The 16,198-nt window shown below is 34.4% G+C and carries 12 protein-coding genes; 6 read left to right on the top strand and 6 right to left on the bottom strand.

Annotated features, from left to right (window positions below):
• Positions 1-13 precede the first annotated feature (13 nt).
• Entirely contained in the window at positions 14-1,387 is a 1,374-nt protein-coding gene (locus ES674_RS08625; RefSeq protein ID WP_148403525.1) for an alanine/glycine:cation symporter family protein, read from the bottom strand.
• 170 nt (positions 1,388-1,557) lie between these two features.
• Here ES674_RS08625 and ES674_RS08620 point away from each other — a divergent pair, with 170 nt between their 5' ends.
• The gene (locus tag ES674_RS08620) at positions 1,558-2,382 is read left to right on the top strand and encodes a hypothetical protein (protein WP_148403524.1); all 825 of its coding nucleotides are present in this window, start codon (positions 1,558-1,560) and stop codon (positions 2,380-2,382) included.
• 311 nt (positions 2,383-2,693) lie between these two features.
• On the opposite strand, the gene ES674_RS08615 is transcribed toward ES674_RS08620, so the two are convergent.
• From ES674_RS08615 to ES674_RS08605, 3 genes are all read right to left on the bottom strand, one after another.
• Positions 2,694-3,641: a phosphoribosylaminoimidazolesuccinocarboxamide synthase gene (locus tag ES674_RS08615; RefSeq protein WP_148403523.1), complete on the bottom strand. Its 948-nt coding sequence runs from the start codon at positions 3,639-3,641 to the stop codon at positions 2,694-2,696.
• Positions 3,642-3,758: 117 nt separating this feature from the next.
• A complete protein-coding gene (locus tag ES674_RS08610) occupies positions 3,759-4,298 on the bottom strand; it encodes a porin family protein (protein ID WP_148403522.1) in 540 nt (179 codons plus the stop codon).
• A 208-nt stretch (positions 4,299-4,506) separates the two neighbouring features.
• Positions 4,507-5,460 carry a PhoH family protein gene (locus ES674_RS08605; protein ID WP_148403521.1) on the bottom strand — a complete coding sequence of 318 codons (954 nt, stop codon included), beginning with the start codon at positions 5,458-5,460 and terminating at the stop codon, positions 4,507-4,509.
• A gap of 110 nt (positions 5,461-5,570) precedes the next feature.
• On the opposite strand from ES674_RS08605, the gene ES674_RS08600 reads away from it, so the two are divergent.
• From ES674_RS08600 to dnaN, 4 genes are all read left to right on the top strand, one after another.
• Complete coding sequence (locus tag ES674_RS08600; protein ID WP_148403520.1) at positions 5,571-6,407, top strand: SAM hydrolase/SAM-dependent halogenase family protein; 837 nt, start codon at positions 5,571-5,573, stop codon at positions 6,405-6,407.
• Positions 6,408-6,409: 2 nt separating this feature from the next.
• The gene (locus tag ES674_RS08595) at positions 6,410-6,706 is read left to right on the top strand and encodes a putative quinol monooxygenase (RefSeq protein ID WP_148403519.1); all 297 of its coding nucleotides are present in this window, start codon (positions 6,410-6,412) and stop codon (positions 6,704-6,706) included.
• A 160-nt stretch (positions 6,707-6,866) separates the two neighbouring features.
• Entirely contained in the window at positions 6,867-9,251 is a 2,385-nt protein-coding gene (gene gldG / locus ES674_RS08590; protein ID WP_148403518.1) for a gliding motility-associated ABC transporter substrate-binding protein GldG, read from the top strand.
• 129 nt (positions 9,252-9,380) lie between these two features.
• A complete protein-coding gene (dnaN, locus tag ES674_RS08585) occupies positions 9,381-10,499 on the top strand; it encodes a DNA polymerase III subunit beta (protein ID WP_148403517.1) in 1,119 nt (372 codons plus the stop codon).
• Positions 10,500-10,613: 114 nt separating this feature from the next.
• Here dnaN and ES674_RS08580 read toward each other — a convergent pair whose 3' ends face one another.
• Together ES674_RS08580 and ES674_RS08575 are read right to left on the bottom strand one after the other, a co-directional pair.
• Entirely contained in the window at positions 10,614-10,952 is a 339-nt protein-coding gene (locus tag ES674_RS08580) for a DUF4870 domain-containing protein (RefSeq protein ID WP_148403516.1), read from the bottom strand.
• A gap of 132 nt (positions 10,953-11,084) precedes the next feature.
• Positions 11,085-13,586 carry a heavy metal translocating P-type ATPase gene (locus ES674_RS08575; protein WP_148403515.1) on the bottom strand — a complete coding sequence of 834 codons (2,502 nt, stop codon included), beginning with the start codon at positions 13,584-13,586 and terminating at the stop codon, positions 11,085-11,087.
• A 276-nt stretch (positions 13,587-13,862) separates the two neighbouring features.
• On the opposite strand from ES674_RS08575, the gene ES674_RS08570 reads away from it, so the two are divergent.
• Entirely contained in the window at positions 13,863-16,121 is a 2,259-nt protein-coding gene (locus tag ES674_RS08570; protein ID WP_148403514.1) for an FUSC family protein, read from the top strand.
• Positions 16,122-16,198 lie beyond the last annotated feature (77 nt).

Here is a 16,198-nt window from a genome sequence, read left to right as displayed (position 1 = left end):
ACTTGGGGCTATTTTAGTTTGGGAAGGTTCGTTTTTTATAGGCCTTAATTTCTTTGACTACCCGCGGCGCCAGCATTAGTGTGGTTAACATAGTTGGAAACGCCATTAGGGCAAAAAAGCCATCAATGAGATTAATCATTAAACTTAAAGAGGTTGTGGCTCCTAAAATAATACTGACAATATAGATATAATTATAGTAATGCTTTTTATCATCACCTATTAAAAATGATAAACATTTACTACCATAGTAAGAATATGAGAATAAGGATGAAATACTAAAAACGGCAATACAGAGTAATAATAAATACTTCCCAAAACCTGGCATAGCATTGCCAAAAGCGGATGCGGTTAAACTCACACCATTGGCATCTGACGATTGCCAAACACCTGTTACCAAAATAGCCAATGCTGTTAAGGTACAAACCACTAAAGTATCAATGGCTGGACCAAGCATGGCGACTAAACCTTCACGCACAGGTTCGGACGTTTTTGCGGCGCCATGAGCCATAGGAGCGGTACCAATTCCGGCTTCATTAGAGAATGCACCACGACGAATACCTAATAACATTAAACCACCTACAACGCCGCCTAAAAAGGTATCGCCTTTATAAAAACTAGCGCTAAAAGCATCGGTAAAAATGAGACTTAAATATTTGGGTACTTCTTGGTAATTCACCGCCAAAATAATCATAACCGAAACAAAATATAACAGCACCATGGCTGGCACCAATTTAGAAGCCGTTTTACTAATTCTATTTAAGCCGCCTAAAATGACGACAGAAGTGATGGCGACTAAAATAATTCCGATTATTAGATTTGATGAAAATCCGACTTCAACGCCGTTTGGTCTTAATAAAATATCATTAATGGCTTGTGTTAATTGATTCACATTAAAAACAGGTAACGCACCCACCAAGCCGGCTATACTGAAAAATACGGCTAATGGTTTCCATGATTTCCCAAGGCCTTCCGTTATGAAATACATAGGTCCACCTTGCAATTGGCCTGCACTATCTTTTCCGCGATACATAATAGCCAAAGTAGATGTGAAAAATTTGGTAGACATACCTATTACGGCACTCACCCACATCCAAAAAACAGCACCTGGACCTCCAATGGAAATGGCTACTGCCACGCCGGCAATATTGCCCATACCAATGGTGGAAGACAAAGCGGTTGTTAATGCTTGAAAGTGACTGATTTCTCCGGGATCATCGGGGTTATCATATTTCCCACGAAGTACTTGAATGGCATGTCTGAAAAAGCGAAAGGGTAAAAATCGTGATAATAGTAATAAGTAGAATCCGCCACCTATTAACAAAATAAGTAAGGGTAATCCCCAAGCTAGAGAGGCGAAATCGGCAATAAATTCGTTGAGTTTTTCCATACGTTGATTGTAGTCTTAAAAGTAATAAACTAATTACAACTTTAAAGTGAATGTTTAAAAGTTTAGATAACTACTAGTGTTTATCGATTACTTTCAAAATAATAAGTTTTAATTTTGGTATTCAATAGAGAACTAATTGTAATCAGAATTCATTAATCTTCTTTATTTAAATGAAAATTAAATACCTATTAATACTGCTGATAATTTTCAATAGTTGCTCAAATTTAAAACACCTAACTGCTTTCGAAGGTTATAATAACAATCCTAAAGAAGTAGAATTACAATATTTTTTAGTGACTTATAAAGACAGTATAGAAACCATTATGCCGTCCTCCAAAAGGATTTCGTATTACGATATAAAAGGAAGATTAACAAAAACACAATCGTTTAAGTCAGACGGATCAAAATCAATACACAGCAATTTTAATTTTGATATGTATGGGAATTTAGTAGTTGCTACCAACTTTAATTCTGAAAATATAATTTCTTCTAAAATTAATTATCATTATAACAAGTATGGCCAAATTATTAAAAAAGTACATGCAAGGGAAAATGAAACGACAATTACAAATCGTGTTTATGATCGTAAAAATAAAGTTTGCATCTCAAATATGATTAAAAACGATAGCATCTTCCGTGATAGTACTAAAATAAAATATGATACAAATTGGCGAGAAATTGAATTAACCACCTTTATTGCTTCAGGTGAACAAAAATCTAGAATTGAATTTTTCTATGATGAGAATAACCATCAAACTCATAGTAAATGGTATACCTCTGATAATAAACTAAAAACTTATTATGAATCAACTTATAATACTGAAGGTGATAAAATCCGTTTTCAAAAATTTAATGTAAAAGATGATGAAACCAAATTAGTTAGTGATAATAAGACAGAATTTTTATATGATGAACACGATAATTGTATTGAAAAAAGACATTATGATAATGATGAATTACAAATGATATTAAAATATAAATTTCAATATAATTAAATTCATTGCCTTATCAATAACTAATAAATGCTTGAAATTATTCGTCCTGAATAGCAATAAATTCATTGAGTTGTTCCATAAGATATTTTTGAAGTTTAAAAGAATTTACAACTATCAACTATTGTTAAAAAGTATATAGCTCAAAACAAATAAGACAGTTTAATTTTAATAATTTAATGCCGAACTTCGCTTATCATCAGATATAAAACATTTAAACGATTTCTTATCATTTCGATAAGCCAACCTCCAAAAATCCCGTAAAAAAACGACACTAAATTAGTGTCATTTTATATTTTTTAAAATATAAAATCCTATTTACTCAAATAGTTTTCCACATTAGTTTTGATCCGATTATAAATATCTGATAAATCTCCTTTCACAAAAGTTTCACCTGTTATGTTTTCGTATAATTCAATATAGCGCTCGCTTACAGATTGGATATAGTCATCACTCATTTCTGGAACCGTTTGACCTTCCAATCCTTGAAAATTATTAGCTATTAACCATTGACGCACAAACTCTTTAGATAATTGTTTTTGGTCTTCACCTTTATCTTGACGCTCTTGATAGCCGTCTGCATAAAAATAGCGTGATGAATCAGGTGTATGAATTTCATCAATTAACACAATTTTTCCATCTTGCGTTTTTCCAAATTCATATTTGGTATCTACTAAAATCAACCCTCTAGAAGCGGCAATTTCGGTTCCTCTTTTAAATAGTTTTCTTGTATAATCTTCTAAAACTAGATAATCAGCTTCTGAAACAATAGCTCTTGAAATAATATGTTCTCTTGAAATATCTTCATCATGATCACCCATTTCGGCTTTGGTAGCTGGCGTAATTATAGGATTAGGAAACTGGTCATTTTCTTTCATGCCTTCTGGCATTTCAACGCCGCAGATCAGTCGTTTACCCGCTTTATATTCTCGAGCTGCATGACCTGACAAATAGCCACGAATAACCATTTCAACCTTAAAAGGGACACATAGATGTCCAATAGCTACATTAGGATCTGGGGTGGCAATAAGCCAATTTGGAACTACATCTTCCGTAGCTTTCATCATTTTAGTAGCAATCTGATTCAGAATTTGACCTTTGTAGGGAATTCCTTTTGGCATAACCACATCAAATGCCGAAAGTCTATCAGTAGCAACCATCACCAATTGATCATTATTTAAAGTGTAAACCTCTCTAACTTTACCTTTGTAAAGACTTTTTTGACTAGGAAAATTAAAATTGGTATCGATAATCGTATTCATGAGTAGCGGCTAATTGTTTGTTTAGCAAATGTAATTTGTTTCGTAAAACCAAACAAGCGTAAATAAAAAAAGGAGAAATAAATATTTCTCCTTTCAATGTATATGTTTAATGCTTTATTAGTTGAAACGAATGTTATATGTAACACCAACACCTACGTTTGAAACGTTTAAATCGTTATCAGCAAACGTGTTTTGGTAATAAGCGTAGATATTCCAGTCTCTGTTATGGTAACCAATTTGCGGGTTAACATATAATCCACCATCATTACTTTCAACTTTACCAGTTGATGTATCGTAATAATCAACGTTAGTTAAAAATCCGTAACCTAAATCAACACCTAAAAATAAACCACTTGGTGTGAAATAATAACGAAAGAATCCAGCTAATGGCACGATACCGAAATCATCAACACCATCTTTTCCAAAGTAATTAGTGTAACCTGAAGCGATACCAACTCCTACATTTGGATTAAATAAGTATTGACCTCTAATGTCAGCACCTAATGCAAATGATGAAGCATCACTAGCATCCCCAACTGGAACCCCAGCTGTTAGACCTACTTTTAACCATGAATTATCTGGTGTAATTTCCGTATTCTCTTGTGCGAAAATTGGACTTAAACCTATTAAAGCTGCAACTAAAAATAATTTTTTCATTTTGTTTGTTATTTGATTACACCGCAAAGATGCGATACATTTTTCACATAATAGTTATACGATTTTGGGCAAAGTTTATAGAATTATAAAGGAATAAACTCTAGAAACAACCTAAAATATTGATAATCAATTAAAAAGCCTAAAATCCATAAATAACAAAGCCAGCTTTAATAAACTGGCTTTTGCTTAATACTATATAAATGTATGATTAATCTATATTCTCAATACTTCTGTAAGCTTCAATAACTTTTTTAACCAATTTATGACGTATAACATCTTTATCATCTAAAAATATCATGCCTACACCTTCCACGTTCTTTAAAATTAATAAGGCTTCTTTTAGTCCGGAGATAGTGCGTCTTGGTAAATCTATTTGACCTGGATCACCAGTCAATAAAAATTTAGCGTCCTTCCCCATACGTGTTAAAAACATCTTCATTTGAGCATGAGTAGTATTCTGACCTTCATCTAAAATAACAAAGGCATGATCTAAAGTTCGCCCTCGCATAAAAGCCAACGGTGCAATTTGAATGGTACCATTTTCAATATAATGCGCTAATTTTTCAGGCGCAATCATATCACGTAAGGCATCGTAGAGCGGTTGCATATAAGGATCTAACTTTTCCTTTAAATCGCCAGGAAGAAACCCTAAATTCTCTCCTGCTTCTACAGCAGGACGTGTTAAAATAATGCGTTTAACCTCTTTGTTTTTTAAAGCTTGTACAGCTAAAGCCACACCCATATAAGTTTTTCCTGTTCCGGCTGGACCAATAGCAAAAACCATATCGTTTTTACGCATAAGCTCTACAAGTTTACGTTGGTTAGCTGTTTGCGCTTTAATTAAACGTCCATTTACGCCGTGAACAAGCACGTCGCCACTACTTTTACTTGTGGAATAATCTTCCTTACTTTCACTGGTTAAAATACGTTCCACCACATTTTCGTCGAGCTTGTTGTATTTTGCAAAATGCTCCATAAGCATGTTAAGTCGTTTATCAAATTCTTCCAACAAATCCTCATCGCCGTAGGCCATTATTTTATTACCTCTGGCAACAATTTTTAGTTTGGGATAATACTTTTTTAGAAGTTCAATATTAGCATTTTGTGCGCCAAAAAATTCCTTTGGAGACACCTCTTCAAGTTCGATTATGATTTCGTTCAAAAGCTAGGAGATTTAATTAAATTTATCTGTTAAGTTTTATTAGTTTTGTGCTTAAACAAAAATACACAATTTTAATTCGTGTTCTGTTAAAAAAATATCAACAATTATACATGGCAATTATTACATTAACAACAGACTTTGGTGAGAGAGATCACTTTGCGGGCGCGACCAAAGGAGCAATTTATTGCGAATTGCCGGACGTGAAAATTGTTGATATCTCACATTCTATCTCGCCATTTAGTATTCCCGAAGCGGCTTATATCATTTTAAACGCTTATAGCAGTTTTCCCGAAGGCACCATCCATATTATTGGCGTGGATTCCGAGTTAAATGAGGAAAATAAGCATATAGCCGTTAAGTTAGATGGTCATTATTTTATATGTGCCAACAATGGCATTATGAGTATGATTTGTGCCGAAATTGCACCTGAAAAAATTGTCGAAATTAATATTCATGATAAGATACAAACCAGTTTCCCTGTTTTGGATGTTTTTGTGAAAGTTGCTTGCCATATTGCGCGCGGCGGAACTTTGGAAGTCGTGGGCAAAGTGATTGATTCTATAAAACCCATCCGAAATATTATTCCATTTGTTAATGATGATCAGACCCAAATTATTGGACATATCGTTTATATTGATAATTACGGTAATGTTATAACGAATATTAAACGGTCCTTTTTTGAGAAAATTCAGCGTGGTCGACCTTTTGAAATTTCAGCTCGAAATAAAACCTTTGATACCATTTATAATAAATATAGTGATATAGTCGATTTTAATATCCCTCCTGAAAAACGCAACATTGAAGGTCGCGGCATGGCCGTTTATAGCTCGGGCAGTTATATTGAAATTGCTGTTTATAAAAGTAACCCCAAAACGGTTGGCAGCGCCTCATCACTTTTAGGGTTGGATTTAATGGACACTGTAACTATTAACTTCAAAAAAGAATAAACATGCTTGTACGTATTGTAAAACTTGGTTTTGAAGACCAACACATTGAAACTTTTTTAGAGAATTTTCATAAAAACAAAAATGCCATTCGGAATTTTAAAGGTTGTGAATTTTTAGAATTATATCGTGATAAAAACAATACAAGCGTGTTTTTCACGTATAGTTATTGGCAAAGCGAAGCGGATTTAGAAAACTACAGACATTCGGAGCTCTTTAAAGGCGTATGGGCTTTTACGAAACCACTTTTTAATATGAAGCCGGAAGCCTGGAGTGTGGACAAATTAGAATCGCTTCAATAGAGAATAGAGAATAGAGAATAGAGAATAGAGAATAGAGAATAGAGAAATTTAATTTTTCCATATTAAGAATAAAAGAATCCCCTCTCTTTTCCAACTCAAACCTAATACCTAATACCTAATACCTAATACCTAATACCTAATACCTAATACCTAAAATTACATGTTTGCAATCCTGAAGAAAGAAATAAATGCCTTTTTTGCCTCATCCATTGGCTATTTGGTGATTGCCATATTCTTAATTTTAAACGGATTATTTCTCTGGTTGTTTCAAGGTGAATTCAATATTCTCGACAATGGATTTGCCGATTTATCCAGCTTCTTTTTATTAGCCCCTTGGATTTTGTTATTTCTAATTCCTGCCGTAACCATGCGCAGTTTTTCAGATGAAAAAAAACAAGGCACTTTAGAATTACTACTGACCAAACCCGTGAGTTTAATTAAAATTGTTTTAGGGAAATATTTGGGTGCTTTTATCTTAATTTTATTAGCCTTACTTCCTACCCTATTATACGTTTACACGGTTTATCAATTAGGAAATCCAATTGGCAATATCGATTTTGGAAGTACATTCGGTTCCTATTTAGGTTTGCTTTTTTTAGCGGCAGCTTACACCGCTATAGGCATTTTTGCTTCAAGTTTATCGGATAATCAGATAGTGGCTTTTATAATCGCCATTTTCTTATGTTTCTTTTTCTATATTGGTTTGGAAGGCATTGCCGATTTCACAAATAGTAATTTTATTGATCAATTAGGCATGAGTGCGCATTATAAAAGTATTAGCCGTGGTGTTTTGGATACGCGTGATGTACTTTATTTTATCAGTATTATTAGCTTTTTTCTATTTGTTACGGTTCGGTTTATCAGTACCAAAACTTTTCATAAAAAGGAATTAACTGCTTATTTAGCTCTGTCAATTGGCTTATTACTTTTAAATATTTATACCCACGGAATTTATGAGCGTTTTGATTTAACTCAAGACCAACGTTACACCTTAAGTCCCGCGTCTATTTCCATTGTGGAACCTGTAGAATCTCCAATTATCGTAGATGTTTTTTTAGACGGCACCAATTTACCTTCAGAATTCAGACGACTTCAAACGGAGACGCGTCAGTTGTTAGAAGAATTTAAGTCAGAAAATAATCAAATTCATTTCAACTTTATTAATCCTTTGGAGGATGCTGCCAAACGAGAACAAAATATCCAAAAATTAAATGATCGGGGTTTAAAACCTATGCAAGTCACGGTTCAGGAAGCCGGCAAATCCAGTCAAGAAGTTATTTTCCCTTGGGCTTTGGCCAGTTATAATGATGAAACGGTTAAAATTCCGCTGATAAAAAATAAAATTGGTGAAGATGTTCAAGCCATGGCTAGTAATTCCATTCAGCATTTGGAATATGCCTTTGCGGACGGCTTTAGCAAATTGGTAAATCCGAAGCGCAAGAAAATCGCCATTTTAAAAGGAAATAAACAGCTAAATGATGGTCAGATTTTCGATTTCGTAAAAACCATAAAAGATTATTATTTCATAGCCGCTTTCACTTTAGATAGCGTTCAAAAAAATCCACAAAAAACATTAGACGATTTAAAAACCTACGACTTAATTATTTCAGCCAAACCAACAGAAGCGTTTAATGAAGCCGAAAAATTGGTATTAGATCAATTTACCATGGCTGGCGGAAAAAGCTTATGGTTATTGGACCGCGTGGCTATTGAGCAAGACAGTTTGTTTAATGCCGAAGGGAAAAATATTGCCGTTGCGCGCGGTTTAAACCTAACGGATTTCTTCTTTAAATACGGTGTGCGTTTAAATCCCGTATTAATAAATGATTTGTACTCCGCTCCTATTACTTTGGCAACGGGTGATGGTAGCCAGTCGCAATTTCAGCAATTACCTTGGTATTATTCCCCTTTGGTAAATGCCACATCCAAGCATCCTATTGTTAATAATTTGAATTTAATAAAATTCGATTTTGCCAATCAAATTGATACCTTAAAAAACGACGTTCAAAAAATAGTTTTATTGCAAAGTTCCATGCTAACAAAAATTGATGGCACACCGCGTGAAGTCAGTTTGGACATGACCAATCAAGAACCAGATCCACAGCAATACAGTAATGGTCCACAGAATTTAGCAGTGTTGTTGGAAGGAAACTTTACATCAGCTTATAATAACCGCGTAAAACCTTTTGAAATTGCAAATTTCATAAACACGAGCAGTTCTACCAAAATGATTGTGATTGCTGATGGTGACGTCATTAAAAACGATATCGGCAGAAACGGTCCATTAGAACTCGGTTTTGATCGTTGGACAGGACAAAATTATGGGAATAAGGATTTCTTACTGAATGCCGTGAATTATCTTTTAGACGATAATGGACTTATAAACATTCGCTCCAAAGATATTTCTATTGCATTTTTAGACTACCAAAAAGTAGCCGACGAAAAAACCAAATGGCAGATTATTAATATTGTCTTACCATTAGTGTTCTTGGCTATCTTCGGGTTTTTATTCAACTTTTTTAGAAAGCGGAAATACGCGAAATAAGCACCTGTTAAGTTCAAAAGAATTCTTATTTTACTAGGAATTAATGTTAATAAGTTTGTTTCCTATTTTAAACGGTTTAGGATATATTTGTATGATTAACTTATTGAACTCATAAACGTATTTTCATAGATGAAATTTATAGTATCAAGTACCTATTTACTGAAACAACTACAAGTTCTTGGTGGTGTTATAAACAGTTCAAACACCTTACCGATTTTAGATAATTTCTTATTCGAATTAAACCAATCTGAACTTATTATATCTGCTAGTGATTTAGAAACAACTATGTCTTCTAAACTGCAGGTAGAAAGTGACAATAGTGGTAGCGTTGCAGTTCCTGCAAGACTATTATTAGATACTTTAAAGACATTTCCAGAACAACCCTTAACGTTTGTTGTTGAAGAAAATAACACGATTGAAATCAGTTCTAATCACGGTAAATATGCTTTGGCATATGCCGATGGTGCGGAATTTCCTAAACCAGTTACATTAGAAGATGCATCTGCAACGACTTTAAATGGTGATATTTTAGCAACAGCTATTAACAAAACTATTTTTGCTGCTGGAAATGACGATTTACGCCCAGTAATGAGTGGCGTATTCTTTCAGTTTTCTACAGAAGGTTTAACATTTGTAGCAACAGACGCTCATAAATTGGTAAAATATTCGCGTCAAGATGTGCAAGCATCAGAAGTTACAGAATTCATTATGCCTAAAAAACCTTTAAATTTATTGAAAGGTATTTTAGCTGCTAGTGTTGATGACGTAATTATTGAATACAACGATTCTAACGCCAAATTCACTTTTGAAAACGTGATCTTGATTTGTCGTTTAATTGATGGGAAATATCCTAACTATGAAGCGGTAATTCCAAAAGAGAATCCAAACAAATTAGTTATTAATCGTAACCAGTTTTTAAACTCGGTTCGTCGTGTGAGTATTTTTTCGAATAAAACGACGCACCAAATTCGTTTAAAAATTGCAGGTGCTGAATTAAATATTTCTGCCGAAGATATTGATTATTCAAACAAAGCAGAAGAGCGTTTAACTTGTGATTACCAAGGTGATGATATGCAAATTGGTTTCAATTCGCGTTTCTTAACAGAAATGTTAAACAATTTAACGAGTGATGATGTGCAATTAGAAATGAGTTTACCAAACCGCGCAGGGATTTTAACACCTGTTGATGGCTTGGATGAAGGCGAACAGGTAACCATGTTAGTAATGCCTGTTATGCTTAACAATTAATCCAAATTCCTTCGAATCCCGATAGCTATTGGGAGGGATCTCATTATATATAAAAAACCACAACTAAACGTTGTGGTTTTTAATTGAACTTATTTATTATTTTCTTCTAAATGTTTACTTCAAAAAAGTAATAGATAAGGGATAATTAGTCGGCTCTCCATTACTGGCTTTAATAGCATTCATAATAGGAAACACTAAAGCAATAATGGCAACAACAATTAATGCTATAAGTCCTAAACCGAAAAGAAAAATAGCTGGAACACATAAAAGGGCATAAATAAACAGACTAATTTGAAAGTTTATAATTTGCTTGCCGTGTTCATCCATTTTAAAAACCTTATCTTTTTGAGTAACCCAAATAATTAAGGGAACAATTAATCCGCCGAAACCTGTAATAGCGGTGAGCAGCTGACTTAAATGTGTTAAAACTAGGAGTTGATTATCTTCGCGCATCGTGATGGTTATTTTATTAGATTAATGTATTTATAAGACGGTTAATATCAAAATTTGTTACAATAGTAGAGCAACTAATTACATGTCCAAAAACTTAAGGTTTCTATAAACTGAATTCATTTCCCTTATAAATTATATTTTAGCACTACGTAAACGCAAGGCATTAGCAATAACTGAAACCGAACTAAAACTCATAGCCAAAGCAGCAATCATAGGAGATAATAACAATCCGAAAAACGGAAATAAAACACCTGCTGCAACGGGAACACCTAATGTGTTGTAAATTAGTGCAAAAAACAGGTTTTGTTTTATGTTTTTCATGACCGCTACACTTAAATGTCGTGCTTTTACAATGCCGTGCAAATCGCCTTTTACCAACGTAATCATGGCACTTTCAATGGCAACATCAGTTCCGGTGCCCATGGCAATACCCACATCACTTTTCGCTAAAGCTGGCGCATCATTAATTCCATCGCCAGCCATTGCCACTATTTTACCTTGCTTCTGCAAAGCTTCTACTTCTTTCAACTTATCTTCTGGTAACATACCCGCTTTAAAGTCGGCCAAATTCAATTCTTTGGCAACTGCTTGAGCTGTATCATGATTATCGCCCGTTAACATCATAACTTCAATTCCTTTGTCTTGGAGTTCTTTAATGGCTTTGGCGCTGGTTGCTTTTATTTTATCGCCAATAACGACATATCCAATAACCAGTTTATCAACAGATAAAAACGAAACTGTTTTACCTTGCTTTTGAAACGTTTGCGCTTCATCATGCATTTCAGAAGTGATTTCCGCATGAGCATGTTCCATCATTTTCGGATTACCTAAAGCTACTTGCTTATTTTCTAGTGTGGCTTCAACGCCTTTTCCGGTTACGGCATTAAATCCATCCACTTTTATAATTTCCGTTTTTTGCTCTTTACCATATTTAACAGTCGCTTCTGCTAAAGGGTGCTCACTATTAGAATTTATAGAAGCTATTAATTTTAAAACCGCTCTGTCATCATAATCGTTATTAAAACTGCCGACTTTTTCTACCGTTGGTTTTCCTTCGGTAATAGTTCCTGTTTTATCTATAATTAAAACATCTACTTTATCCATTTTCTCAAGTGCTTCGGCATTTTTTATCAAAACCCCATTTTGAGCACCACGACCAACTCCAACCATAATAGACATGGGTGTTGCCAGACCTAATGCGCAAGGACACGCAATAATTAAAACGGCAATGGCATTTACCAAGGCATACACATAAGCAGGTTCTGGACCCCATATAGACCAAGCTATAAAGGTTAGTACAGCAATAATTACGACTACTGGCACAAAATAACCAGAAACTGTATCTGCTAATTTCTGAATAGGTGCGCGACTTCGGCTGGCATTATTAACCAAATTAATGATTTGTGATAATAGGGTATCACTTCCTACCTTTTCAGCTTTCATCAAAAAGGATTGATTCCCGTTTATGGTTCCGCTGCTTACCGTATCTCCAACGGATTTACTTACAGGAATCGGTTCTCCGGTAATCATGGATTCATCTATTGTACTTTCGCCTTCGGTTATGGATCCATCAACTGGGATTTTATCGCCAGGTTTGACTTTCAAAATATCATTTACTTCAATTTTATCAATGCTCACTTCTATTTCTTCACCATCCACTACTTTAATGGCTTTATTTGGAGCCAATTTCAACAAAGATTTAATAGCTGAATTCGTCTTACTATGCGCGCGCGCTTCCAAAACTTGACCCATTAAAACCAAGGTTAAAATTACGGTTGCTGCTTCAAAATAGACATGTACAGCGCCCGCTTCGGTTTTAAATTGTGCCGGAAAAAAGTCCGGAAAAAGCAAGCCAAAAACGCTAAATAACCAAGCCACACCAGCACCAATGCCAACCAACGTAAACATATTCAAATTCCACGTTAGGATACTTTTATAGGCGCGCTCAAAAAACATCCAAGTAGCGTAAAATACCACAGGAATAGAAAGTCCAAACTGAACCCAATTCCAATATTTTTGATCCAACACATCGTATAAGGGGTTATTGGGAATCATTTCGCTCATGGCGATTATAAAAATAGGAATTGTAAATGCTAGTGCTATCCAGAATTTCTTAAGAAGTTTATTATAGGTTTTTTCTTCGGCAGATAAATCGGGTTCTAAGGGCACTAAATCCATTCCACAAATGGGGCAAGCGCCTGCCTCATCCTCCACAATTTCAGGATGCATGGGGCATGTCCACTGGTCTGATGCTAGAGCTGATAAATTTTGCTCTTCCACTAAATCCATACCACAAACAGGACAATCGCCAGGTTTATCATAGGTTTTATCGCCTTCACAATGCATAGGGCAATAAAAAGTTCCCGTGCCTTGTCCTGTTGGTTTCTTTTTCTTTTTCAATTCGGCTGGATCTGGCTCCTCTCCCGGTTTGTGAATGCTGTAACTGCCGCCATCATTTTTAAGTGCCGTTTGAAATTTTTCTATAGGAATATGAGAAGTCATTTCAATTGTAGCTTCAGACTTTTCCAGATTAACGTCTGCATGCGTTACGTTTTCAACTTTAGATAATATGTTTTCAACATGAGCGCAACAACCGCCGCAAGTCATGCCATGGATATGATAGGTATGTTTCATTTGTAGGGTATTGAAATATTACTTTATATGATAAGATTCGTATATGAACCTGAATCATAATATATGAAAATAATATGAGATTAATGGCTTACAAAGATAGACGTTTACGTTATAAAATGAGAGGTAGCATCTCAGTTATTTAGTTGAATTCTCATGAAGAAAACGAAGTTATTTTACGATAACACTTGCAACTTTACTTAAGTTTAAATTTAATTTTTCACATCTAAAAAGGATGACACTTGGATTATAGTATCTTTGCCAACTAGAATCCTTATTTTGAAAAAACAACTTAAAAATATGGAGCTCTTTTTAAAAGGCTCCAACTTTTATAAGGGCATTAAAATTACGTTCGCAGTTTTAATGCCCTTGGTCGTTTTATATTTTTTAGGCTTTACAGAGTTGGCACCACCCATTATTATGGGTGCTTTTTTAAATGCTACAGGTGATATTCCTGGAAGTTTAAAACGAAAAGTTAATGCCATTTTAATCAGCATTGGTTTAACCATGCTTATTACCACCATTATTCTCTTTTTAAAACCTTATACGCCACTTTTATTTGTTGCTATTGGTATTATAACTTTTGTGGTTTCCTTATTATCTATTTACGGTTTCCGCGCCTCACTAGTATCATTTTCTGGTTTGTTATCTATGGTTATTGCTTTTGCTATTGCTAAAGATACGGCTTCAGAAATCTTTACACATGTAGCTTTAATGGGAATTGGAGGACTTTGGTATTTATTAGTATCCTTTATATTTCAAAAAATAGCGCCTAATAAGGATGAGAACCAATTGCTTTCAGATACGCTTCAACTTATTGGCGACTATTTAAAACTTCGAGCCAGATTGCTTACCAAGAAAAATAAGCGCGAAGAACTTATTCAGCAAGCCTTTGTACTTCAAACTCAAATTAATGAGAAACATGAAACTTTAAGAGAAGTGCTGTTTACAGGTCGAAAACGCTCTGGACGTTCACATTATGATGAAAAGCATTTGCTTATTTTTATATCTACAGTCAACATTTTTGAGCTTGTTGAAGCTAAACATTTAGACTATAATGAAATAGACCGCTTGTTTTTAGGTAAAAAACGTTATTTAAAAGCAGCTAAAAAACTGAATAAAGTGATGGGCAATCACTTGATTACCTTATCAGAATTACTCATTCAAAAAGATAAATTAACCAGTAAAAACGCATTGCTCAAGGCTTTAACAAGAGCCAACAGCGCCATTACACAATATGTGGAAGATGTAAAACTTCCAAAGGCACGAGAAGGTGCGCTGGTTTTAAGAAACCTTTACGATTATCAAAAATTATTACTAGATGAAATAAGAGCCATTCGTCGTGTTATGGAGAATGTAACCGATGCATCTAAAGTATCCTTTAAACGTCAAGATGGAAGTCAGTTTTTAACGCTGCAAGAATATCGCATAAACGTTATTTTTCAAAATTTAAGTTTTAAATCCACGCTTTTCCGACATGCACTGCGCTTTACTGCGGCTATGATTTTCGGTTTTACCTTAGGAACTATTTTAGAAATTCATAATACCTACTGGATTCTTTTAAGTATTATCGTGATTATGAGGCCTAATTATGGGTTAACCAAAGAACGATCCAAAGACCGTGTTATTGGCACATTGATAGGCGCTGCAGTGGCATTTGGTATTGTTTTATTAACCCAGAATGTTATTATTTACAGTGTATTAGCGGTTATTTCTTTGACATTGGCTTTTGCCCTAATTCAGCAAAATTATAAATCAGGAGCTGCCTTAATTACACTTAACATCATTTTTGTCTATTCTATAATTAATCCAGATGCCTTTCAAGTTATTCAATACCGAATTATAGACACGGTAATTGGCGCCGCCATTGCTATTATTGCTAATTACACCTTATGGCCAAGTTGGGAAACCAACAATTTAAAGGATGTGCTTTTAAATGCGCTCAAGAAAAATAAAAATTACTTGTTGGCGACCAAGGAATTGTACCACGATAAAAATGAAAATCAGTTAAACTATAAAATTGCTAGAAAAGAAGTTTTCTTAGCTATTAGCAATTTAAACGCGGCTTTTCAACGACTTACCCAAGACCCAAAATCGAAACAGAAGGAATTTCAATTAATATATAATTTGGTCACGTTAAACCAAACCATGGTTTCGGCCATTGCTTCTATTGGTAGTTTTATTATGAATCATAATACCACGCCGGTTTCAAAAGAATTTGATGCCATGATTCTGAAAATTACTAATACCCTACAAATGTCTTGCGATTTGCTGGAAGGCCTACCTATTGAAAAGAAAACAGATCCAGAAACCATAGCAGACGCTCAAGAAAAACTCTTAAAAACCTATCATGATTTATCACTTTCTCGTGATGAAAACATTGAAAAAGGGCTCACTAAAATGAGTAAAAAAACATTACATCATTTACAAGAAGCCTATTTAATTTCAAATCAATTGGTTTGGTTAATTTCGCTTTCTGAAAATTTGAAGAAAGCAACTGGCCGTTACAGCAAGGTTTTTGTTGAAAGTAATCGCTAAATAAACATTCTTTGTTTCGTTTATAATCTTCTATATCGCATATCATTATCACATTTCAAGACATATCATAAGTTGAT

The sequence above is a fragment of the Bizionia myxarmorum genome (genome assembly GCF_008086205.1).
In the GTDB taxonomy this organism is placed as follows: domain Bacteria; phylum Bacteroidota; class Bacteroidia; order Flavobacteriales; family Flavobacteriaceae; genus Algorimicrobium; species Algorimicrobium myxarmorum.
Note: the sequence above shows the minus strand (reverse complement) of the source record. Positions and strands in the feature narration are given on the sequence as shown.

Bases quoted from the DNA above. Each gene is read 5' to 3' on its own strand.
- ES674_RS08575 (WP_148403515.1), bottom strand. From the start codon at position 13,586: ATGAAACATACCTATCATATCCATGGCATGACTTGCGGCGGTTGTTGC.
- gldG (WP_148403518.1), top strand. From the start codon at position 6,867: ATGTTTGCAATCCTGAAGAAAGAAATAAATGCCTTTTTTGCCTCATCC.
- ES674_RS08610 (WP_148403522.1), bottom strand. From the start codon at position 4,298: ATGAAAAAATTATTTTTAGTTGCAGCTTTAATAGGTTTAAGTCCAATT.
- ES674_RS08595 (WP_148403519.1), top strand. From the start codon at position 6,410: ATGCTTGTACGTATTGTAAAACTTGGTTTTGAAGACCAACACATTGAA.
- ES674_RS08615 (WP_148403523.1), bottom strand. From the start codon at position 3,641: ATGAATACGATTATCGATACCAATTTTAATTTTCCTAGTCAAAAAAGT.
- ES674_RS08580 (WP_148403516.1), bottom strand. From the start codon at position 10,952: ATGCGCGAAGATAATCAACTCCTAGTTTTAACACATTTAAGTCAGCTG.
- ES674_RS08625 (WP_148403525.1), bottom strand. From the start codon at position 1,387: ATGGAAAAACTCAACGAATTTATTGCCGATTTCGCCTCTCTAGCTTGG.
- dnaN (WP_148403517.1), top strand. From the start codon at position 9,381: ATGAAATTTATAGTATCAAGTACCTATTTACTGAAACAACTACAAGTT.
- ES674_RS08620 (WP_148403524.1), top strand. From the start codon at position 1,558: ATGAAAATTAAATACCTATTAATACTGCTGATAATTTTCAATAGTTGC.
- ES674_RS08600 (WP_148403520.1), top strand. From the start codon at position 5,571: ATGGCAATTATTACATTAACAACAGACTTTGGTGAGAGAGATCACTTT.